The organism is Streptomyces sp. NPDC057565, from assembly GCF_042801455.1.
Taxonomy (GTDB): domain Bacteria; phylum Actinomycetota; class Actinomycetes; order Streptomycetales; family Streptomycetaceae; genus Streptomyces; species Streptomyces yanii.
On sequence record NZ_JBHVFU010000009.1, the window covers coordinates 109326 to 129370 of the forward strand.

At 69.3% G+C, this 20045-nt stretch carries 17 protein-coding genes and 1 pseudogene; 11 read left to right on the forward strand and 7 right to left on the reverse strand.

Translation table 11 applies throughout. The features are described 5' to 3' along the window. The first annotated feature begins 64 nt into the window (after window positions 1-64). The 5 genes from ACFU8W_RS19695 (at window position 65) to ACFU8W_RS19715 (ending at window position 8911) form a co-directional block, all read left to right on the forward strand. Complete coding sequence (locus ACFU8W_RS19695) at window positions 65-1885, forward strand: ABC-F family ATP-binding cassette domain-containing protein (protein ID WP_345517692.1); 1821 nt, start codon at window positions 65-67, stop codon at window positions 1883-1885. A gap of 90 nt (window positions 1886-1975) precedes the next feature. Further along, complete coding sequence (locus ACFU8W_RS19700) at window positions 1976-3679, forward strand: PQQ-binding-like beta-propeller repeat protein (RefSeq protein WP_384038662.1); 1704 nt, start codon at window positions 1976-1978, stop codon at window positions 3677-3679. A gap of 436 nt (window positions 3680-4115) precedes the next feature. Then, the gene (locus ACFU8W_RS19705; RefSeq protein ID WP_384038665.1) at window positions 4116-5924 is read left to right on the forward strand and encodes a PQQ-binding-like beta-propeller repeat protein; all 1809 of its coding nucleotides are present in this window, start codon (window positions 4116-4118) and stop codon (window positions 5922-5924) included. Window positions 5925-6009: 85 nt separating this feature from the next. After that, window positions 6010-7968, forward strand: a complete 1959-nt coding sequence (locus ACFU8W_RS19710; protein ID WP_384038668.1) for a PQQ-binding-like beta-propeller repeat protein — start codon at window positions 6010-6012, stop codon at window positions 7966-7968. A 247-nt stretch (window positions 7969-8215) separates the two neighbouring features. After that, a complete protein-coding gene (locus ACFU8W_RS19715; RefSeq protein ID WP_384038671.1) occupies window positions 8216-8911 on the forward strand; it encodes a LuxR C-terminal-related transcriptional regulator in 696 nt (231 codons plus the stop codon). Window positions 8912-8944: 33 nt separating this feature from the next. On the opposite strand, the gene ACFU8W_RS19720 is transcribed toward ACFU8W_RS19715, so the two are convergent. Next, complete coding sequence (locus tag ACFU8W_RS19720) at window positions 8945-9238, reverse strand: hypothetical protein (protein ID WP_384038674.1); 294 nt, start codon at window positions 9236-9238, stop codon at window positions 8945-8947. A gap of 14 nt (window positions 9239-9252) precedes the next feature. Continuing rightward, window positions 9253-10923, reverse strand: a complete 1671-nt coding sequence (locus tag ACFU8W_RS19725; RefSeq protein WP_384038677.1) for a sodium:solute symporter family protein — start codon at window positions 10921-10923, stop codon at window positions 9253-9255. A gap of 235 nt (window positions 10924-11158) precedes the next feature. On the opposite strand from ACFU8W_RS19725, the gene galT reads away from it, so the two are divergent. From galT to galK, 3 genes are read left to right on the forward strand one after another with little or no spacing between them, the layout of a single operon-like run. Then, window positions 11159-12202 carry a galactose-1-phosphate uridylyltransferase gene (galT, locus tag ACFU8W_RS19730; protein WP_384038680.1) on the forward strand — a complete coding sequence of 348 codons (1044 nt, stop codon included), beginning with the start codon at window positions 11159-11161 and terminating at the stop codon, window positions 12200-12202. After that, on the forward strand, window positions 12199-13179 hold the full coding sequence (galE, locus tag ACFU8W_RS19735; protein WP_326792423.1) for a UDP-glucose 4-epimerase GalE: 981 nt from the start codon (window positions 12199-12201) through the stop codon (window positions 13177-13179). The genes galT and galE overlap by 4 nt, the downstream gene beginning before the upstream one ends. After that, complete coding sequence (gene galK / locus ACFU8W_RS19740; RefSeq protein WP_384038684.1) at window positions 13176-14342, forward strand: galactokinase; 1167 nt, start codon at window positions 13176-13178, stop codon at window positions 14340-14342. The genes galE and galK overlap by 4 nt, the downstream gene beginning before the upstream one ends. A 4-nt stretch (window positions 14343-14346) precedes the next feature. Here galK and ACFU8W_RS19745 read toward each other — a convergent pair. Continuing rightward, window positions 14347-14778: pseudogene (locus ACFU8W_RS19745) on the reverse strand (GNAT family N-acetyltransferase); the annotation flags it as partial. A gap of 279 nt (window positions 14779-15057) precedes the next feature. On the opposite strand from ACFU8W_RS19745, the gene ACFU8W_RS19750 reads away from it, so the two are divergent. After that, a complete protein-coding gene (locus ACFU8W_RS19750) occupies window positions 15058-15843 on the forward strand; it encodes a LuxR C-terminal-related transcriptional regulator (protein ID WP_384038686.1) in 786 nt (261 codons plus the stop codon). On the opposite strand, the gene ACFU8W_RS19755 is transcribed toward ACFU8W_RS19750, so the two are convergent. Further along, the gene (locus ACFU8W_RS19755) at window positions 15802-16299 is read right to left on the reverse strand and encodes a MarR family transcriptional regulator (RefSeq protein ID WP_345517702.1); all 498 of its coding nucleotides are present in this window, start codon (window positions 16297-16299) and stop codon (window positions 15802-15804) included. The two genes, ACFU8W_RS19750 and ACFU8W_RS19755, sit on opposite strands and share 42 nt — an antisense overlap. Window positions 16300-16388: 89 nt before the next feature. On the opposite strand from ACFU8W_RS19755, the gene ACFU8W_RS19760 reads away from it, so the two are divergent. Both ACFU8W_RS19760 and ACFU8W_RS19765 read left to right on the forward strand, forming a co-directional pair. Further along, complete coding sequence (locus tag ACFU8W_RS19760; RefSeq protein ID WP_384038689.1) at window positions 16389-17186, forward strand: trans-aconitate 2-methyltransferase; 798 nt, start codon at window positions 16389-16391, stop codon at window positions 17184-17186. Further along, window positions 17186-17551: a VOC family protein gene (locus tag ACFU8W_RS19765; RefSeq protein WP_384038692.1), complete on the forward strand. Its 366-nt coding sequence runs from the start codon at window positions 17186-17188 to the stop codon at window positions 17549-17551. Before ACFU8W_RS19760 ends, ACFU8W_RS19765 begins: the two co-directional genes overlap by 1 nt. A gap of 61 nt (window positions 17552-17612) precedes the next feature. On the opposite strand, the gene ACFU8W_RS19770 is transcribed toward ACFU8W_RS19765, so the two are convergent. The 3 genes from ACFU8W_RS19770 to ACFU8W_RS19780 all read right to left on the reverse strand — a co-directional run bounded on the left by ACFU8W_RS19770 (window position 17613) and on the right by ACFU8W_RS19780 (window position 19811). Then, window positions 17613-18017, reverse strand: a complete 405-nt coding sequence (locus tag ACFU8W_RS19770; RefSeq protein WP_384038695.1) for a hypothetical protein — start codon at window positions 18015-18017, stop codon at window positions 17613-17615. A gap of 109 nt (window positions 18018-18126) precedes the next feature. After that, on the reverse strand, window positions 18127-18813 hold the full coding sequence (locus ACFU8W_RS19775; RefSeq protein WP_345517706.1) for a TetR/AcrR family transcriptional regulator: 687 nt from the start codon (window positions 18811-18813) through the stop codon (window positions 18127-18129). Beyond that, the gene (locus ACFU8W_RS19780; RefSeq protein WP_384038698.1) at window positions 18810-19811 is read right to left on the reverse strand and encodes an acyl-CoA desaturase; all 1002 of its coding nucleotides are present in this window, start codon (window positions 19809-19811) and stop codon (window positions 18810-18812) included. Before ACFU8W_RS19780 ends, ACFU8W_RS19775 begins: the two co-directional genes overlap by 4 nt. Window positions 19812-20045 lie beyond the last annotated feature (234 nt).

A 20045-nucleotide genomic window follows, 5' to 3' on the forward strand; every position in this document is an offset into this window, starting at 1 on the left:
ACGCTAACCCACCCGCGTGGCGATTACCCTGGGAGGTCGATCGATCCCCCCAGTCAGGAGTGAAATGGCCGTCAATCTGGTCAATGTCGAGCAGGTCAGCAAGGTGTACGGCACCCGTGCCCTGCTCGACGGTGTGTCCCTCGGTGTGTCCGAGGGGGACCGGATCGGTGTTGTCGGCCGCAACGGCGACGGCAAGACGACCCTCATCCGGATGCTCGCCAAGCTGGAGGACGCGGACGCAGGCCGCGTCACCCACAACGGCGGCCTGCGCCTCGGTGTCCTCACCCAGCACGATTCGCTCGACCCGAAGGCGACCGTCCGCCACGAGGTCATCGGCGATCTCGCCGACCACGAGTGGGCGGGCAGCGCCAAGATCCGTGACGTACTGACGGGGCTCTTCGGCGGGCTCGACCTGCCCGGCTTCGAGCACGGCCTGGACACCGTCATCGCCCCGCTCTCCGGCGGCGAGCGGCGCCGGATCGCGCTCGCCAAGCTGCTCATCGCCGAACAGGACCTGATCGTCCTCGACGAGCCGACCAACCACCTCGACGTCGAGGGCATCTCCTGGCTGGCCCGGCATCTGCAGGGCCGACGCTCGGCGCTGGTCTGCGTCACTCACGACCGGTGGTTCCTCGACCAGGTCTGCACGCGCATGTGGGATGTCCAGCGAGGCACCGTCCACGAGTACGAGGGCGGCTACAGCGACTACGTCTTCGCCCGCGCCGAGCGCGAGCGGATCGCCGCGACCGAGGAGTCCAAGCGGCAGAACCTGATGCGCAAGGAGTTGGCCTGGCTGCGGCGCGGCGCTCCCGCCCGCACCTCCAAGCCGCGCTACCGCATCGAGGCGGCCAACGAGCTGATCGCCGATGTGCCGCCGCCGCGCGACACCAGCGAGCTGATGAAGTTCGCCAACGCCCGGCTCGGCAAGACGGTCTTCGACCTGGAGGACGTGACCGTCCAGGCCGGCCCCAAGACGCTGCTCACCCACCTCACCTGGCAGCTCGGTCCGGGCGACCGGATCGGTCTGGTCGGCGTCAACGGCGCGGGCAAGACCTCGCTGCTGCGGGCGCTGGCCGAGGCGGCACGTACCCAGGGCGACGCACAGCCCGCGGCCGGGAAGATCGTCGTCGGCAAGACCGTCAAGCTCGCGTACCTCTCCCAGGAGGTCGCCGAGCTCAACTCGAACCTGCGGGTACTGGAAGCCGTGCAGCAGGTACGTGACCGGGTCGACCTCGGCAAGGGCCGGGAGATGACCGCAGGTCAGCTCTGCGAGCAGTTCGGCTTCTCGAAGGAGAAGCAGTGGACCCCGGTCGCCGACCTGTCCGGCGGTGAGCGGCGCCGGCTGCAGATCCTGCGCCTGCTGATGGACGAGCCGAACGTCCTCTTCCTCGACGAGCCCACCAACGATCTCGACATCGAGACCCTGACCCAGCTGGAGGACCTCCTCGACGGCTGGCCCGGTTCGATGATCGTGATCTCCCACGACCGGTTCTTCATCGAGCGGACCACGGACCGGGTGATGGCGCTGCTCGGCGACGCCACGCTCCGGATGCTGCCGCGCGGCATCGACGAGTACATCGAGCGCAGGGAGCGGATGGCGGAGGCGTCCTCGCCCGCCCCGGCTGCCGCGGCGGTGAAGGAGTCCGGTGGGGCGGTGGCTCCGGCGGTGTCCGCACAGGCGGCGCGGGCGGCGAAGAAGGAACTGCAGAAGATCGAGCGGCAGCTCGACAAGATGTCGAGCAGGGAGACGACTCTGCACGCACAGATCGCCGATAACGCCACGGACTTCGAGAAGGTGGCGAAACTGGACGCGGAGCTGAGGGAACTGGTGGCGGAGCGCGACGAGTTGGAGATGCGCTGGCTGGAGCTTGCCGAGGGCGCCTGACAGCCGCTCAGCGGCCGGTGGTGCTGATGGTGTGTTCGATACGGGTGATACAAAGGATTCCCGTTCGACCGCACCAAGGGGGACGTCCCGATGACCTGGCCGCCCGGCCCGCACCAGCCGCAGCCGCAGCCGCCACAGGGTGAATTCGGGGCTCCGTTCGAGCCCGTGGAGCCGATGGGGCCCACCCAGCCGGTGCAGGGGTACGGTCAGCAGCCCCCGCCCCCGTCGCAGCCCCAGTCCCAGCCCGGTCCGTACGGATACGGGTACGGCCAACCGCAACAGCCGTACCCCGTCGGCCCGGCGACGGGTGGCCCGGGCGGCCCTGCCGGTCGTCACCCCTCGGGCCGCAGACGCACCGCCCTCGTCGCCGCCGTGGTCGCCGGGGTCCTGGTGGTCGGCGGTGGCGTCTGGTTCGCCGTGAGCGGTGGTGACGACGGCAGGAAGCCCGTGGCGCACGGCAGCGCCGACGCCGAGCAGTCCACCGCCTCGCAGCCAGTCTCTCTCCCTGCCGAGGCCGAGGTCGTCGACACGGCCGTACCGGTCGACGGGCTCAACGCCGCACGCAAGCCGGGCGAGGCCAAGGTCCTCTGGATGCGGGACAACGGTATCGACGTGCCGCGCAACGGCGCCGACGCGTACGGCCCCTGGCTGACCGGGGACATCGTCGCCAAGGGCATGTACCGCACCGTCTCCGGCTACTCCGTGGCCGACGGCACCCGGAAGTGGGCGCTGAAGCTGCCCGCCGACCTGTGCGCCGCACCGACCCTCCCCACCGCCGACGGCAAGATCGTCGTCGGTCTCAAGGAGAGCGCCTCGTCGGACTCGGTCTGCTCCGTCCTGCAGATGATCGACCTCAGGACAGGAACGGCGGGCTGGAAGAAGACCGTCGAACGCAAGGGCGTCCAGGACCTGTTGTCGGACGTGGCCATGAGCATCGGAGGGGATCTCGTCACCTTCGGACGCGCGAGTGCTTCCGTGGGCTACCGGGTCAGCGACGGAAAGGAAGTGTTCGGCAAGAGGCAGGGTGTCTGCCAGCCGTTCGCGTTCACCAGCGGTCCCCGGCTGATCGCCGCCACCAGCTGCCGCACCGACGCCGACGAGCAGGACAAGCAGCAGGTCGAGGAGATCGACCCGGCCACCGGCACACCGAAATGGACGTACCGGGTCAAGACCGGCTGGCGGGTCCAGCAGGTCTACTCGACGAGCCCTCCGGTGATTTCGCTGAAGAAGGGCGACGGCGAGGGCGGGGCGTGGGCCATCGTCACGCTGCGGGACAACGGCACGTACCGCTCCCAGATGATCGGCGGCAAGAACGAGAACTACGCCGCCACCTGCGACGCGGATCTCGTGGTGAGCGGCAGGAACCTCGACGGCTGCGCAGGGGTCGCGGCCGACGACGGCACGTTCTACCTGGCGACCAAGCCGGTGACCGTGGGCTCCGCTCTCACCAACAAGGTCGTCGCCTTCGACCTGAACACCGGCAAGGCCAAGTGGAGGGCCGCCGCCCCGGCCGGGCAGATCATGCAGCCGCTGCGGATGAACGGCCGGAACGTGATCGTCCGGGTGGAGGGCACCTACCGGAAGAGCGGAGCCGTCGCCAGCCTCGCACCGACGGGCGGCGCCCCGACGATGCTGCTGCGGCATCCGGTGTCGACGACCAAGGCCGAGAGCTCCTTCGATATGGCGAGGCTGGTGTATGCGGGCGGCCGCTCCATCCTGGTGAGCGCACGCGTCAGCGCGACCGACGACAAGGAGGAGAAGAAGGTGAAGACCGTCATGGTCTTCGGTCCCTGACGGTCCGCGAGGTCCGCAAAGACTCTGACGTTCCGTCATGAAACGTGAAGTTCTGATGGTTTATCCGGTTCGGGCGATAATCGGAGATGTGTGACGGTCCTTGACATGCCGGACTTCCGCTGTCCGAAGTCATGACAGTTTGCGAAGAGTTGGCACCCGCACATCGAGCGGCGCCCGATGCGGCGCACCGGCTGCGGTCGTGCGAGGCGCGCTCCGGCTGCGTAACGGCGGCATCACGAGGCGGTTCTCCCTTGGGAACAGGGGGTGGACCGACCCGGTGTTCGAACGCGCGCTGATGGTAAAAAGAAGCCCCGCTCGACTGTCGTAACGCCGCGGGAGCCATGCCCGATTCGCTCCTTTCCAAAGGGAATTCAGCCCTGCGGAATCGCGGGGGAGACCGGAACGGGCACCGGACCGCACGAAGGGGGACGTGCTGATGACCCAGCCGCCCAGCCAGCAACCGCCGCAGGGAGGCTTCGGCGCTCCGCAGGAGCCGCCGCAGGGGAGTCCTCAGCCGCCCGGTCAGCCGCCGCAGATGCCGGCCGCGCCGCCCACTGCCCAGCCCGGTTACGGCTACCCGCAGGCGCCGGGTCAGGAGCCCGGCTACGGCTACCCGCAGCAGCCCGGCCCTTACGGCCAGTCGGGCCCGTACGCCCGACAGTCGGGCCCGTACGGACAGCAGCCGGGTCCCTACGGTCAGCAGCCCGGACCGTACGGTCAGCCGCAGCAGCCCGGTTACGGCTACCCGCAGCAGCAGTACCCCGGCGCCCCGGTCCCGGGCGGCCCCGGCGGCGGCAGCGCCTTCAAGGGCAAGCCCGCGGTGATCATCGGTGCCGCGGTCGCGGCGCTGCTGGTCATCGGCGGTGGCGTGTTCCTCGCCACCAGCGGCGGTGACGACGACAAGAAGCCCGTCGCGCACGGGAGCGCCGACGACCAGAAGGCGAGCGCCTCGCCCTCCGTCAACGAGGGCGACGGCAACGGCGACGGCCGCGCAGGCGACGACGACCTCAACGCCGGTCGCAAGGCCGGCGAGGCGAAGGTCCTCTGGCTGCAGAAGAACGACGTCGACCTGCCGCGCAACGGCTCCGACGTGTACGGCCCCTGGGTCGTCGGCGACACCGTCGTCAAGGGCATGTACCGGGCGATCTCCGGCTACTCCGCGGCCGACGGCAAGCAGAAGTGGACGCTGAAGCTGCCCGCGGATCTGTGCTCCGCACCCGCCCAGACCACCACGGACGGCAAGATCGTCATCGGGGTCAAGAACGGTACGACCGACAAGGCCGACTGCGCGGACCTGCAGATGATCGACCTCAACACCGGCAAGGCCGGCTGGAAGAAGTCGATCAAGCAGAACGGCATCTGGGACATGATGTCGGACATCTCCCTCGCCATCAGCGGCGACACCGTGACCGTCGGACGCACCGGCAACTCCAACGCCTACCGCGTCAGTGACGGCAAGGATCTGTTCGGCAAGCAGTCGGGCAACTGCCAGCCGTACGCCTTCGCCGGCGGTACGAAGCTGATCGCCGCCTCCAGCTGCCGCACCGCCGACGTCGACAAGCCCCAGAACCAGATCCAGGAGCTCGACCCGGTCACCGGCAAGCCCAAGTGGACGTACCGTCCCGCCGTGGGCTGGGAGGTCGACCGGGTCTACTCGGTGAGCCCGCTCGTCGTCTCGCTGACCCAGAGCGAGAAGAAGAAGTGGAGCATCCTCGCCATCAAGGAGAACGGCACGCTCCGTTCCCAGCTGGTCGGCGACAAGGGCGACAAGTTCGCGCCGGACTGCGGCAGCGCGTTCGCCATCTTCGGCAAGTCGCTGCAAGGCTGTGTCGGTGTCGCCGCCGACGCCAACACCTTCTACATGGCGACCACGGCCGACTCCAGCGGCACCGCCCGCACGAACAAGGTCGTGGCGTTCGACCTGAACACCGGCAAGCCCAAGTGGAAGGCGGCGGCTCCGGCCGAGCGGACCATGACGCCGCTGCGGATGGAGGGCGGCAATGTGCTGCTCTACCTGGAGGCCTCTTACAACAAGGGCGGCGGGATCGCCACCCTGGCGCCGACCGGTGGTACCCCGCAGGTGCTGCTGCAGCACCCGGCGTCGACGTCCCAGATCGAGAGCTCGTTCTACAACCCGAAGATTGTCTACGCGGGCGGCCGTTCCTTCATCGCGAGCGGGCGGGTCAGCGCGACCAACGACAAGGAAGAGCTGGAGACGAAGACCATGATGGCCTTCGGCAAGTGACGGCTCACGCAGGCACCCGACGGACCATGACCGACCACGCCAGGTCCCGACCGACCGGCTCCCTTTCCCCCGAGGTACGTACGCCATGACACAGCCGCCCCAGCCGCCCAACGAGCCGCCCCAGGGTGGGTTCGGCGCCCCCCAGGACTCGCCGCCCGAAGGGTTCGGGGCACCGACCCCGCCGCCCGCCGACCCGTTCGGCAAGCAGCCGGCTCCGCAACCCCCGTCGCCGCCTGCCGGTGGGTTCGGTGCTCCGCAGACGCCGCCTGCCGGTGGGTTCGGTGCTCCGCAGACGCCCCCTGCCGGTGGGTTCGGCGCTCCGCAGACGCCGCCTGCCGGTGGGTTCGGTGCTCCGCAGACGCCCCCTGCCGGTGGTTTCGGCGCCCCGCAGACGCCGCCCGCAGGTCCGCCGCAGCAACAGCCCGGCTACGGCTACCCGCAGCAGCCCGGCTACGGCTACCCGCAGACACCCCCGGGCGGGGGGTACGGCATGCCGCCCGGTCAGCCGCCGCAGCAGGGATACGGCTACCCGACCGCTCCGATGCAGCCGCAGTATCTGCCGCCGCAGCAGGGCGGGAACGGCGGCAAGAAGTTCGGCACCCAGACGCAGATCGTCGTCGCCGCAGTGGTCGCCGTGGCGCTGATCGTCGGTGGTGGCGTCTGGTTCGCCTCCAGCGGGGGCGACGGCGGCAAGAAGGAGGAGGCGTCCAACTCCACCGGCACCACCGGTGAGGGCAAGGGCGGCTCCGACAGCGGTCTCGGCGGCGGCAAGGAGAAGGCCCCGGCGAACACCAGGGCCACGGTTGCCTTCCAGCTCCCGGAACCGAAGGTCACCGACGTCACGGCGGTCAACGGTTCCTGGCTGACCGACAAGGCCTTCGTGAAGACCGGCGTGAACGAGATCGTCGCGTACGACAAGGTCAAGGGCACCAAGCTCTGGTCCATTGCGCTGGACGGCCAGCTCTGCGCCGCCTCCCGGCACATGTCCAAGGACTTCAAGACCGCCATCGCCTTCGAGGCGGGCAAGGCCACGAAGGCGAACAAGTACCCGCCGTGCACCCAGGTCGGCGCGCTCGACCTGACCACCGGCAAGCTCATATGGAGCAAGTCGGTCACCGCCGCCAGCGGCGGTGACGATGCGATCCGGTTCGACGAGATCACGCTCAGCGGCACCACGGTCGCCGCGGGCGGCACCGAGGGCGGCGCCGCATTCGACCTGGCGACCGGTGCCGAACGCTGGAAGCCGAAGGTCAGCCCCGACGGCTGCTACGACAAGGGGTACGGCGGCGGCGAGGCGCTCGCCGTGGTCCGCAAGTGCGGTACGTACGACGACCCGCAGCTCGTCATCCAGGCGCTGAACCCGACCACCGGAGCCCCGCTCTCCTCGTACAAGATGCCGCCCGGCGTCGAGTACGCGAGCATCGTCTCCACCAAGCCGCTGGTCGTCGCCGCCGACGTCGGCGACACCGCCGGTGACGGCAGCGGGATCTCGGACTTCTTCTCGATCGACGCGTCGACCGGCAAGCTGCTCACCAAGATCGCAGCGGACGGCGAGAAGTACGCCGCCCGCTGCGGCTCCACCGAGGTCGAGACCTGCCAGCAGCTCGCGGTCGGCAACAACCGCATCTATCTGCCGACCGAGGAGCACGAGGGGAGCACGGGCGAATACGGCGACACCAACGAGATCGTCTCGTTCGACCTCACCACCGGCAAGCCCACCAGCGACAAGGCCGACGCGGGTGACCGGTACACGATGTTCCCGATCCGTATGGACGGGTCCAACATCATCGCGTACAAGGAGCCCCCGTACGACAAGGGCGGCCAGATCGTCTCCATCGACGGCTCCACCTTCAAGCAGACCGTGCTGCTGGAGAACCCGGCCGACGAGGCCGTCCGGAACGCGGAGACCAGCTTCTCCGCGGACTACGCCGAGTTCCTCTACTCGGGCGGCCGGCTGTTCATCTCCGAGACGATGGTGAGCAAGCGGGGCGACAGCTCGCTCGACGCCGATCGGCACCTCGCGGTCTCGTTCGGCGCCGGCTGACACCTTCACGGGAAGTACCACGCACCACAGCCCTGCCGGTCGATCGTCCGACCGGCAGGGCTGTTCTTTCGCCGCCCGATTCCTGCACCCTTCTGCCCGCTTGTCATCGGCCAAGTGCCCCTGAATGGCACATGATTCGGCATTCCGGGGGTCTTCTGCCTGGTACGGGGCACACGACGTCGAACAAGCGTGTAGCTTGCCGGGTCAAGAGGGCCGGGGGGCCTGGGTCCTGATAGGGGGGTTCTCGATGGGCGTGCGGCTCATGGTGGTCGATGACCACCGACTGCTCGCCGAGGCGCTCGCCTCGGCGCTGAAATTGCGGGGACACCGGGTGCTGGCGGCGGCCGCGCCGACCGCCGGCGCGGCGGACATCGTGGTGAGCCGCGCCCCGGAGGTGTGCTTGTTCGGTACCGCGACGCCCGCCGATCCGGGCACGTTCGACCCGATCGCCCGGATCAAACGGGAGCGACCGCAAGTGGCGGTCGTGGTGCTCGGACCGGTGCCCAGCCCGCGCGGGATCGCGGCCGCTTTCGCCGCAGGCGCCGCCGGATACGTCAGGCACGACGAGCGGATAGAGGGCGTCGAGCGGGCGATGGTCAAGGCGCGCGCCGGGGAGACGGCGGTCGCGCCGCAACTGCTCCAGGGCGCTTTCGCCGAGCTGCTCAACCCGGCCGCCCAGCCGGACGACGAAGGACAGCGGCTCCTGCAGATGCTCACCCCGCGCGAGATCGAGGTCCTGGTACGGGTCGCGGAGGGCGAGGACACCCGGCTGATCGCGGACGGGATGCGGATCGCGCCGAGCACCGCCCGTACACATGTGCAGCGGGTCCTGATGAAGCTGGGCGTCGGCTCCCGGCTGGAGGCCGCGGCGCTGGCGGCCCGCACCGGGCTGCTGGAACGGGCGGCGGTGGACACCGGGCAGAAGGGGCCGGACGCCGTGTGACGTCCGGCCCCGGTGGGGCAGTGTGCCGACTACTCAGGCATCGGTGCCGGTGCCGGTGTCGGAGCCGCCCGGAGCCTCGGCCGGGCGCAGCTTCAGCCACACCAGGAAGAACAGCCCGAGGACCAGCATGGCCAGCCCTGTCCAGAGGTTGATGTGGACGCCCTCGGCCTTCTTCAGGTCGGCGTCGGACGGGTTGATCCCGGCGATCGTGACGATCACCCCGTAGACCACGAAGAGGCCGCCGATGATCCGCCGGATGTCGAAGAGGCGGGCCGCGGTGGCGGACTTGCGCTCCAGTTCGGAGACTTCCTTGTGCAGGTCGGACATGGTGATGCCTCCGATCAGACCGAGTAGGGCAGGTAGCAGAGGGCGGCGAGGACGATCGCGCCCCAGCCGAGCAGGGCCGGCTTGCGGTACCAGGCGTCGTCGCCCTCGTCCGGTGCCTCCACCGCATCCGGGGACTCGGTTCCGTACACCAGACCGGCGAGTTCGGCCTCGGGCTTCGGAGCCGTGAAGAGCGTGACGACGACCATGACGACCGCACCGGCGACGAAGCCGACGATCGCGGAGACGAAGTTGGCGCCCTGGTCGGTCGGGATGTCTATGACACCCTGCTTGTAGATCCAGAAGTAGTTGATCATCGCGGCGGTGGTGCCCGCGACCAGCCCCCAGACCCCGGACTTCATCGAGGCCCGCTTCCAGAACATGCCGATGATGAAGACCACGAACATCGGGACGTTGAAGAACGAGAACAGCGTCTGGAGGTAGCTCATGATGTTCGAGAAGCTGGCGGCGATGAAGGCCGTGCCGATGGAGGCCAGCACCCCCACCGCCGTGATGAGCCGGCCGAAGCGCAGGTAGTACGCGTCGCTCCGGCCCTGCTTCACGTACCGCGCCCAGATGTCCGTCGTGAAGACCGTGTTGAACGACGACACATTGGCCGCCATACCGGCCATGAACGCGGCCAGCAGACCCGTCACCGCGATGCCGAGCACACCGTTGGGCAGCAGTTCCTGCATCAGCAGCGGTATGGCGTCGTTGTAGGTCAGGTCCGAGCCGGGGGTGCCGATCTTCGGTACGAGCACGGCGGCGACCAGGCCCGGGATCATCACGATGAAGACGATGAAGATCTTCGGGAACGCGGCGATCAGCGGCGTGCGCCGGGCGGCCGACAGATTCTTCGCGGACAGGGCGCGCTGCACCTCGGCGAAGTTGGTCGTCCAGTAGCCGAAGGAGAGCACGAAGCCGAGGCCGAGGATGATCGTCAGCCAGTTGGCGCCGAGCGGGTTGGCGTCACCGATGCCCGTACCGCCCCAGGCGGACAGGAAGTCGGAGCCGTGGCTCTTCTCCAGCGAGCCGGTCAGTCCGTCCCAGCCGCCGACGCGCTTGAGGCCCAGCAGGGTGAGCGGGATCAGCGCGGCGAGGATGACGAAGAACTGCAGCACCTCGTTGTAGATCGCCGAGGAGAGTCCGCCGATGGTGATGTAGACGAGGACGAAGAGGCCCGCGACGACGATCGCGACCCACTGGGGCCAGCCGAGGAGTGCCTCCACGACGATCGACAGGGCGTACAGGTTGACGCCCGCAATCAGGATCGCGGCGAAGGCGAAGAGTATGGAGCTCAGCAGGTGCGCGGACTTGTCGAAGCGCTGGAGCAGGAACTCCGGTACGGAACGGACCTTCGACCGGTAGTAGAAGGGCATCATCACCAGGCCGAGGAAGACCATGGCGGGGATGGCGCCGATCCAGTACCAGTGGACGACCGCGACACCGTACTGCGCGCCGGTGGCCGCCATGCCGAGGATCTCGGTGGCACCGAGATTGGCCGCGACGAACGCGAGACCGGTCACCCAGGCAGGCAGTGACCGACCGGAGAGAAAGAAGTCGAGGCTGGTCTTCACGCTGGCCCTGGCGGCGAAGCCGATGCCGAGAACCACGACGAAGTAGATCGCCAGAATCGTGTAGTCGAGCCCGTTCGTGGGGAGCCGGAGCCCTTCGGCCAGATATTGCATGTGGGGGTACTCGCTTCGTTGCGCGAACTGAACTCGAAGGAACCTACGCTCTTGTGTTCAAAAAATGAACAGTTTTCCTGGGGTTCTTTGTTTGATTGTGATCGAATGGGCAGAAACGTCCAGGCCCAACGGGCGTGACCTCACAAGAGATGCAGGTCACACGCGGTGCCACGGCACCATTGACGTGTGTGTTGGCTTGTGGTTTGTTGTGTTCGGTTATGTTTGGAGGAACCTGGTGAAGAAGACGGTTACGACGCTCGCCGACGGCCGGGAGCTGCTCTACTACGACAGCCGTGACGACGTGGTCCGGGACGCCGTCGACCGGCGGCCGCTCGACGCCGTCTCGACCTCTTCGGAAGTCCGTCGCGACCCCCTTCTCGGGGACAGCGTCGCCATCGCCTCGCACCGCCAGGGCCGTACGTACCACCCGCCGGCCGACGAGTGCCCGCTCTGTCCGTCCCGGGACGGCCGGCTCAGCGAGATCCCCGACGACAGTTACGACGTGGCCGTCTTCGAGAACCGCTTTCCCTCACTCGCCGGGGACTCCGGTCGCTGCGAGGTCGTCTGCTTCACCTCCGACCATGAGGCGTCCTTCGCCGACCTCACCGAGGACCAGGCCGGCCTGGTCCTGGAGGCATGGACCGACCGCACGGCCGAACTCGCCGAGCTTCCGCAGGTCAAGCAGGTCTTCTGCTTCGAGAACCGGGGCGCCGAGATCGGTGTGACGCTCGGCCATCCGCACGGGCAGATCTACGCGTACCCGTTCGTCACCCCGCGCACCGAGCTGATGCTCCGCTCGATGGAGGCGCACCGCGAGCGGACCGGCCGCAACCTCTTCGACGACGTCGTGGCCCGCGAGCTGGCCGACGGCGAGCGGATCGTGCTGACCGGCGAGCACTGGGTGGCGTTCGTGCCGTACGCGGCGCACTGGCCGTACGAGATCCACCTCCACCCGCGTCGGCGCGTCCCCGACCTGCGGGAACTCGACGACGCCGCGCGCACAGAGTTCGCACAGATCTATCTGGAACTCTTGAGGCGATTCGACCGGATCTTCGGCCCCGGTGAGCCGCCGACGCCGTACATCTCGGCCTGGCACCAGGCGCCGTTCGGGGAGCCCGGACGTGAGGAGTTCGGGCTCCACCTCGAGCTTTTCACCATCCGACGCACCTCCGGCAAGCTGAAGTTCCTCGCGGGTTCCGAATCCGGCATGAGCGTGTTCATCAACGATGTGCCGCCGGAGGCCGCGGCCCAGCGACTGCGAGAGGTAGCGAGCGCGTGAGCAAGCCCCAGAAGAAGTACCTGGTCACGGGTGGCGCGGGATATGTCGGCAGCGTGGTTGCCGCGCATCTTCTGGAGGCCGGTCACGCGGTGACCGTCCTCGACGACCTGTCGACCGGGTTCCGGGAGGGTGTCCCGGCCGGGGCCGAGTTCATCGAGGGCCGCATCCAGGACGCGGCCCGCTGGCTGGACTCCTCCTACGACGGGGTGCTGCACTTCGCCGCGTACTCCCAGGTCGGCGAGTCCGTCACCGACCCGGAGAAGTACTGGGTGAACAACGTCGGCGGATCCACCGCGCTGCTCGCCGCCATGCGCGACGCCGGGGTCCGCACCCTGGTCTTCTCCTCCACCGCCGCGACCTACGGCGAACCGGTCTCCAGCCCCATCACGGAGTCCGACCCGACCGCCCCCACCAACCCGTACGGCGCCACCAAGCTGGCCGTCGACCACATGATCACCGGCGAGGCGGCCGCGCACGGACTGGCCGCGGTCTCGCTGCGATACTTCAACGTGGCGGGTGCGTACGGCAGTTGCGGCGAACGCCACAGCCCGGAGTCGCACCTCATCCCGCTCGTGCTCCAGGTCGCGCTCGGGCAGCGCGAGTCGATCTCCGTGTACGGCGACGACTACCCGACCCCCGACGGGACCTGCGTACGCGACTACATCCACGTCGCCGATCTTGCCGAGGCCCACCTCCTCGCCCTGGACGCGGCAACCGCGGGTGAGCACCTGATCTGCAACCTCGGCAACGGCAACGGCTTCTCGGTGCGCGAGGTCATCGAGACCGTCCGCAAGGTCACCGGTCACCCGGTTCCCGAGACCGCGGCCCCGCGCCGCGCCGGTGACCCCGCGGTGCTGGTCGCCTCCGCCGCCACCGCCAGGGAGCGGCTCGGCTGGCAGCCGTCCCGCGCCGACCTGGCCGGAATCGTCTCCGACGCCTGGACGTTCGCCCGCCGAGAGGAGCCCACCACCCCATGACCGACAACGCTGAGCTGGTCACCGCTTTCACCGAGCTGTACGGCACCGCCCCCGAAGGAGTCTGGGCGGCCCCCGGCCGGGTCAACCTGATCGGCGAGTACACCGACTTCAACGACGGTTTCGTGATGCCGCTCGCCCTGCCGCACACCGCGCGCGCGGCCGTCGGTCGCCGCACCGACGGCGAGCTGCGGCTGCACTCCACCGACGTGCCGGGCGGTGTCGTCCAGCTGCGGGTCGACGAACTGGCGCCGCACGAGGGCCACGGCTGGGCGGCGTACCCGGCCGGTGTCGTCTGGGCCCTGCGCGAGGCGGGCCACCGGATCACCGGCGCGGACATCCAGCTGACCTCGACCGTCCCGACCGGCGCCGGGCTCTCCTCGTCGGCCGCCCTCGAAGTGGTCACCGCACTCGCGCTGAACGACCTCTTCGGACTCGGCCTGTCCGCAGCCGAGCTGGCGGTGCTGGCGCAGCGCGCCGAGAACGCGTTCGTCGGTGTGCCGTGCGGGGTCATGGACCAGATGGCGTCGGCGTGCTGCGTCGAGGGTCACGCCCTGCATCTGGACACCCGCGACCTCACGCAGCGCCAGGTCCCGTTCGACCTGGCCGCGCACGGCCTCCAGCTGCTGGTGGTCGACACCCGGGTCAAGCACGCGCTGGGCGACGGTGCGTACGCGGAGCGGCGGGCCGGCTGCGAGGCGGGCGCCCGGGCGCTGGGCATGGGGACGCTGCGCGATCTTCCGTACGAGGGTCTGGACGCCGCGCTCGACACGCTCGCCGAGTCCGGCGCGGACGAGTCGGTCGTGCGGTACGTACGTCATGTGGTCAGCGACAACGCGCGGGTGGAGCAGGTCATCGCACTGCTCGACGCGGGCGAGGTGCGGGCCGCGGGACCGGTCCTCACCGCGGGTCATGTCTCGCTCCGCGACGATCTGCGGGTCTCCTGCCCGGAACTGGACCTGGTGGTCTCGACGGCGAACGCGTCCGGGGCGCTCGGTGCGCGGATGACCGGCGGCGGGTTCGGTGGTTCGGCGATCGTGCTGGTGGACGAGGCGGACGCAGACGCGGTCACCAAGTCGGTGCTGGAGGCGTTCACCTCGCACGGGTATGCGACGCCCGGCGTCTTCCCGGCGGTCCCGTCGGCAGGGGCCCGTCGCATCGGGTGAAGGTCTTCGTCAGGATGAACTCGGTGACTCCGGGCGGGTAGTTGTCGACCTGCCCGATCACCTCGTAGCCCCGCTTCCGGTAGAAGTCCGGAGCCTGGAAACCCCAGGTCTCCAGCCGGGAGCGGGCGCAGCCGCGGTCCGCCACGGCCACTCGTTCCGCCTCGGCGAGCAGTTGCGAGCCGAGGCCGGAACCGCGGTGGAGCGGGTCGACCCAGAGCAGATCCACATGGAGCCAGTAGGCCCAGGTGCGCCCGGCCAGTCCACCCGCCAGCTCACCGTCGCCGTCCATCGCCCAGACCTCCAGCGGGAGTTCGCGCTCGGCGGGCGTGGTGAGGAGTGCGCGGAGCTCCGGGGAACATTCCGTATTGCTGTGATGCAGCCGCTCACCCAGCAGAAGGCGACGCTCTTTGTCTACTTCTGTCTCAAGACGAAACATGAACCACACCTTAAACACAGAGGTCCATCAGTTCTGTGAATTGCCTTCCGCTCCGGGCTCCCGGCCGTACGCTGATGCACAGCATCGGTGGGGGCCGGTGCTGATTCAGGGGTACGAGACAGTCGGGCACGATGCCCGGGGCGGGGTGGCAGTCGGCACACGGCGGCGGCCGTAGAACTGCGGTTCACCCTCATCGCTCCGGGCGTCGTGCCCGCACTGGTCCGTCCCGTTCGGGGGGTCCTGGGGTGGCCCCGGAGCAGATGGTGTGTGGGGGTACCTGTGGTTCGTATCCGGGTTCTCGTGGTGGATGACCACCGCATTTTCGCCGAGTCGCTCGCGGCGGCACTCGCGGCGGAACCGGACGTCGAGGTGGCGGCGGCGGGCAGCGGCCCGGCCGCGCTTCGGTGTCTGGAGCGCGCGGCCGCCGAAGGCCGTAGGTACGACGTGATGCTCGTCGATGCCGAACTGGGCATCCTGCCGGCGGTCACGGGGCGTACCGTTCCCGGCCCGGTGCCGGTCCCCGCCCCGAGAAGTGGGGAACACGCCCCGGTCGACGGGATCTCGCTGGTCGCCGGGGTCCGTTCGGGCCAGCCGTCGGTCCGTACGGTGGTGCTCGCCGAGAAGGACGACCCGCGCCGGGCCGCGCTGGCGCTGCAGGCCGGGGCCTCCGGCTGGGTCGCCAAGGACTGCTCGCTGCAGCGGCTGCTCACGGTCATCCGGGGGGTGCTCCGCGACGAGACGCATCTGCCTCCGGCGCTGCTCACCGGTGTCCTGCGCGAGCTGACGGCAGCCCGCAAGCACCGCACCGAGAGCGAGCAGCTGGTCGAGTCGCTGACCCCGCGCGAGCGCGAGGTGCTGCGCTGCATGGTGGCGGGGCTGGGGCGCAAGGCGGTGGCGGAGCGGCTGTACCTCTCCCCGCACACGGTGCGTACGCATATGCAGAACGTGCTGGGGAAGCTGGGTGTGCACTCGACGCTGGCCGCGGTGGCGCTGGCCCGACGCGCCGGTGTCGGACCGGCCGACCTATCCGGGGATATTGTCGAACGGGGCGGTCAACTGGCGTAGCAGCCCGGCCAGTTCGCCGCGCTGGTGGCGGGAGAGCTCGCCGAGGATGGCGCGCTCCTGGGCGAGCAGTCCGGCCAGCGACTGGTCGGCCTTGTCGCGCCCCTCCGCGGTGAGCCGGACCAGCACGCCGCGCCGGTCGCTGGGGTCGGGGAGCCGTTCGACGAGGTTCTTCTTGGTCAGCCGGTCGATGCGGTTGGTCATCGTGCCCGAGGTGACCAGCGTCTGGGTGAGCAGCTGACCGGGGGAGAGCTGGTACGGGGCCCCGGCGCGGCGCAGCGACGTCAGTACGTCGAACTCCCACGGCTCGAGATCGTGCTCGGAGAAGGCGATCCGGCGCGCCCGGTCGAGGTGACGGGCAAGGCGTGAGACGCGGCTGAGCACCTCAAGTGGTTCCACGTCGAGGTCGGGGCGCTCGCGACGCCATGCAGCGACCAGTCGGTCAACCTCGTCCTCCATGTGGATCAGTGTAAAGGGTCTGTCGACATGAAGTCTCTTGAATTCGAGTGTCTTGACATCAAGATACTTCTATGGGGATCCTGGCTGCCATGACGACACCGACCTGGGATCCGCAGCAGTACCTGCGCCACGCGGACCATCGCACCCGCCCGTTCCAGGATCTCCTGTCCCGCATCCCGGAGCCCCCGGCCGCCCCCACGCCCCGCATTGCGGACCTGGGCTGCGGCGCGGGCAACGTCACGGCACTCCTCGCGGCGCGCTGGCCGAGGGCCCGGATCACCGGGTACGACAACTCCCCCCAGATGCTGGAGCGGGCCCGTGCCCACGCCACACCCCTTCTGGACTTCGCCGAGGCCGACGCGACGACCTGGACGCCGGCGGAACCGTACGACCTGATCGTCTCCAATGCCCTGCTCCAATGGGTTCCCGACCACGTCGGCCGCTTCCCCGACTGGCTGGACGGCATCACCCCGGGCGGCACGTTCGCCTTCCAGGTCCCCGGCAACTTCGACCAGCCCACCCACACCCTGATGCGCGAACTGGCGGAGTCCCCGCGCTGGCGTTCCCGCCTGACCGGCGTCCTGCGCCACGCCGACGCGGTCCTCAGCCCCGCCGCCTATCTGGACGCCCTGACGGCCCCCGGCGTCACGGCGGACGTCTGGGAGACCACGTACCTCCACCTCCTCCAGGGCGAGGACGCCGCCCTCGACTGGGTGAAGGGCACGGGCATGCGCCCCGTCCTGGCGGCGCTCGCCGACGACCCGGAGGCGCACGAGGCCTTCCTCACCGAATACCGGGACCTGCTGCGCACCGCGTACCCGAAGGGTCCGCACGGCACGGTCTTCCCGTTCCGCCGCATCTTCGCCGTGGCCCACAAGGAGAAGTGATGATCGCCGCAGTGGACCACGTCCAACTGGCGGCCCCGGCAGGCTCGGAGCCCGCCCTGCGCACGTACTACGTGGACGTCCTGGGAATGACCGAACTCCCCAAGCCCCCGGTCCTGGCGGCCCGCGGCGGCTGCTGGTTCCAGGCGGGACCGGTCCAGCTGCACCTGGGCATCGAGGCCGACTTCCGTCCGGCGAAGAAGGCCCACCCGGGGCTGCGCGTCACGGACATCGAGACGTTCGCGGAACGGCTGGAGGCACACGGCGCGCAGGTGCACTGGGACGTCGGCCTGCCGGGGCACCGGCGCTTCTACTCCTACGACCCGGCGGGAAACCGGCTGGAGTTCCTGGAGCCGGTGGACAGGTGAGCCGGGGAGCCGGTCGAGCGCGCGCGGGGTCCGATCCCGATCGCTACGGCGGCACGGCGGGTTATGCGGCGCTCAGGGCCCCGGTCACCTGCTCCAGATCCACCGGCATGACTGCGATCAGGACAGTCCCGTCCGACGACGCGCACTCCACGATCCGGGAACCCGGATTGATGACCAGACCCTCACGTGTCGACACGGCGCGCACCGCGGTCCGGTGCAGATCGTCGGGGAGGACGACCGCCGACCTGCCGTAGGCGGGGCGCCAGGTCAGGGGCTTCGCGTGGGTCAGCAGCCGCCCGGGGCGCCAGCGGTTGCCGTGGGAGGCCCTCTTGATCATGCACGGGATCCCGGTCGGTGCTCCGTCTGCTGCCCGCGCCGACCGCTGCCGGTGTCTGCGGCGGATCAGCATACCGACGAGAGAACCGACGACGCCGAGCACCACACAATCGATCACGAATTCGATCACACCTGTATTGAAACAGGTGGGGGACGCCGAGGGGATGCGCGCGGGCCGCCCCGGCCCGCCGCCCGCCCGTCCGGCACCGCCGCCCGGCGTGCGGCGCCGGACGGGCGGGTCAGCTCTTCCGGTGGCCTATCAGGCGCGGCTTCGACTCCAGGTTCTCCAGGCCGTGCCAGGCCAGGTTCACCAGATGCGCCGCCACCTCCGCCTTCTTCGGCTTGCGGACGTTCAGCCACCACTGGCCCGTCAGCGCCACCATGCCGACCAGCGCCTGTGCGTACAGCGGGGCGAGCTTCGGGTCGAAGCCGCGGGCCTTGAACTCCAGCCCCAGGATGTCCTCGACCTGTGTGGCGATGTCGCTGATCAGGGATGCGAACGTGCCCGTCGACTGGGCGACCGGGGAGTCGCGGACCAGGATGCGGAAGCCGTCCGTGTACGTCTCGATGTAGTCGAGCAGCGCGAACGCGGCCTGTTCCAGGAGTTCGCGCGGGTGGCCGGCGGTCAGGGCGCTGGTGACCATGTCGAGGAGCTGGCGCATCTCGCGGTCGACCACGACGGCGTACAGGCCCTCCTTGCCGCCGAAGTGTTCGTAGACGACCGGCTTGGAGACGCCGGCGCGGGCCGCGATCTCCTCCACCGAGGTGCCTTCGAAGCCCTTGTCGGCGAAGAGGGTGCGCCCGATGTCCAACAGCTGTTCGCGGCGTTCCTTGCCGGTCATCCTCACCCGGCGGGTACGCCGGGTGGAGGAGGGACGGTTCTTCTCGCTGCTCGTGCTGCCGTCGGTCGCCACGTGGTCAATCATGCCGCGTCGGCGTGCGCGGACTCGCGCCGGGAGTCGATCCGGCGGGACTCGATCCGGGCGGAGTCCGGCCAGCGCACGTCGTACGCCCAGCCGAGCCTCTCGAACCAGCGGATCAGCCGGGCACTGGAGTCGACCTGGCCCCTCATCACCCCGTGCCGGGCGCTGGTCGGATCCGCATGGTGCAGGTTGTGCCACGACTCGCCGCAGGAGAGGACCGCCAGCCACCACACATTGCCGGACCGGTCACGGGACTTGAAGGGGCGCTTGCCGACCGCGTGGCAGATGGAGTTGATCGACCAGGTGACGTGGTGCAGAAGCGCCACCCGTACGAGAGAGCCCCAGAAGAACGCCGTCGCCGCTCCCCACCACGACATCGTCACCAGACCGCCGACCAGCGGCGGGATCGCCAGCGACGCGATCGTGAAGGTGAGGAAGTGGCGGGAGATCCCGCGGATCGCCGGGTCCTTGATCAGGTCCGGGGCGTACTTCTGCTGCGGGGTCTGCTCCTCGTCGAACATCCAGCCGATGTGCGCCCACCACAGCCCCTTCATCAAGGCAGGGAGCGTCTCGCCGAACCGCCACGGCGAGTGCGGGTCGCCCTCGGCGTCGGAGAAGCGGTGGTGCTTGCGGTGGTCGGCCACCCAGCGCACCAGCGGGCCTTCCACGGCCAGGGATCCGGCAACGGCCAGGGCGATGCGGAGCGGGCGCTTCGCCTTGAAGGAGCCATGGGTGAAGTAGCGGTGGAAGCCGATCGTGATGCCGTGGCAGCCGATGAAGTACATGGCGACCAGCAGACCCAGATCGAGCCAGCTCACACCGCGGCCCCAGGCCAGCGGCACCGCCGCGACCAGGGCCACGAACGGCACCACGATGAACAGCAGCAGGGCGATCTGCTCGATCGACCGCTTGTTGTCGCCGCCCAGCGTGGCGGAAGGGAGGGTCGGACCGTCGGCCGCCAGTGTCGGGGCGTCGTCGATCACATCGGGGCTGGTGTTCATGGGGAGTCCCCTGGAGGGTGATGAGGAGTACGAGGGACAACTCTGGCTACGCATCCGTAACCTACGGTTTCGTAAGTATGGCAGTGCGGAGGCCTGCTGCACGAGAGCTGAGCCGTCGGAGCTATCGCTCCACCGGGCCGACGAGGGCTGCGGGCAACGCCGACGGCACGGACACCTATCCTGGAAGCGTCGGACAGCGCGGTCCGCACTCTGCTTTCCCGGGGCAGCTGCAGC

Bases quoted from the DNA above. Each gene is read 5' to 3' on its own strand.
- ACFU8W_RS19695 (WP_345517692.1), top strand. From the start codon at position 65: ATGGCCGTCAATCTGGTCAATGTCGAGCAGGTCAGCAAGGTGTACGGC.
- ACFU8W_RS19700 (WP_384038662.1), top strand. From the start codon at position 1,976: ATGACCTGGCCGCCCGGCCCGCACCAGCCGCAGCCGCAGCCGCCACAG.
- ACFU8W_RS19705 (WP_384038665.1), top strand. From the start codon at position 4,116: ATGACCCAGCCGCCCAGCCAGCAACCGCCGCAGGGAGGCTTCGGCGCT.
- ACFU8W_RS19710 (WP_384038668.1), top strand. From the start codon at position 6,010: ATGACACAGCCGCCCCAGCCGCCCAACGAGCCGCCCCAGGGTGGGTTC.
- ACFU8W_RS19715 (WP_384038671.1), top strand. From the start codon at position 8,216: ATGGGCGTGCGGCTCATGGTGGTCGATGACCACCGACTGCTCGCCGAG.
- ACFU8W_RS19720 (WP_384038674.1), bottom strand. From the start codon at position 9,238: ATGTCCGACCTGCACAAGGAAGTCTCCGAACTGGAGCGCAAGTCCGCC.
- ACFU8W_RS19725 (WP_384038677.1), bottom strand. From the start codon at position 10,923: ATGCAATATCTGGCCGAAGGGCTCCGGCTCCCCACGAACGGGCTCGAC.
- galK (WP_384038684.1), top strand. From the start codon at position 13,176: ATGACCGACAACGCTGAGCTGGTCACCGCTTTCACCGAGCTGTACGGC.
- ACFU8W_RS19755 (WP_345517702.1), bottom strand. From the start codon at position 16,299: ATGGAGGACGAGGTTGACCGACTGGTCGCTGCATGGCGTCGCGAGCGC.
- ACFU8W_RS19760 (WP_384038689.1), top strand. From the start codon at position 16,389: ATGACGACACCGACCTGGGATCCGCAGCAGTACCTGCGCCACGCGGAC.
- ACFU8W_RS19765 (WP_384038692.1), top strand. From the start codon at position 17,186: ATGATCGCCGCAGTGGACCACGTCCAACTGGCGGCCCCGGCAGGCTCG.
- ACFU8W_RS19775 (WP_345517706.1), bottom strand. From the start codon at position 18,813: ATGATTGACCACGTGGCGACCGACGGCAGCACGAGCAGCGAGAAGAAC.
- ACFU8W_RS19780 (WP_384038698.1), bottom strand. From the start codon at position 19,811: ATGAACACCAGCCCCGATGTGATCGACGACGCCCCGACACTGGCGGCC.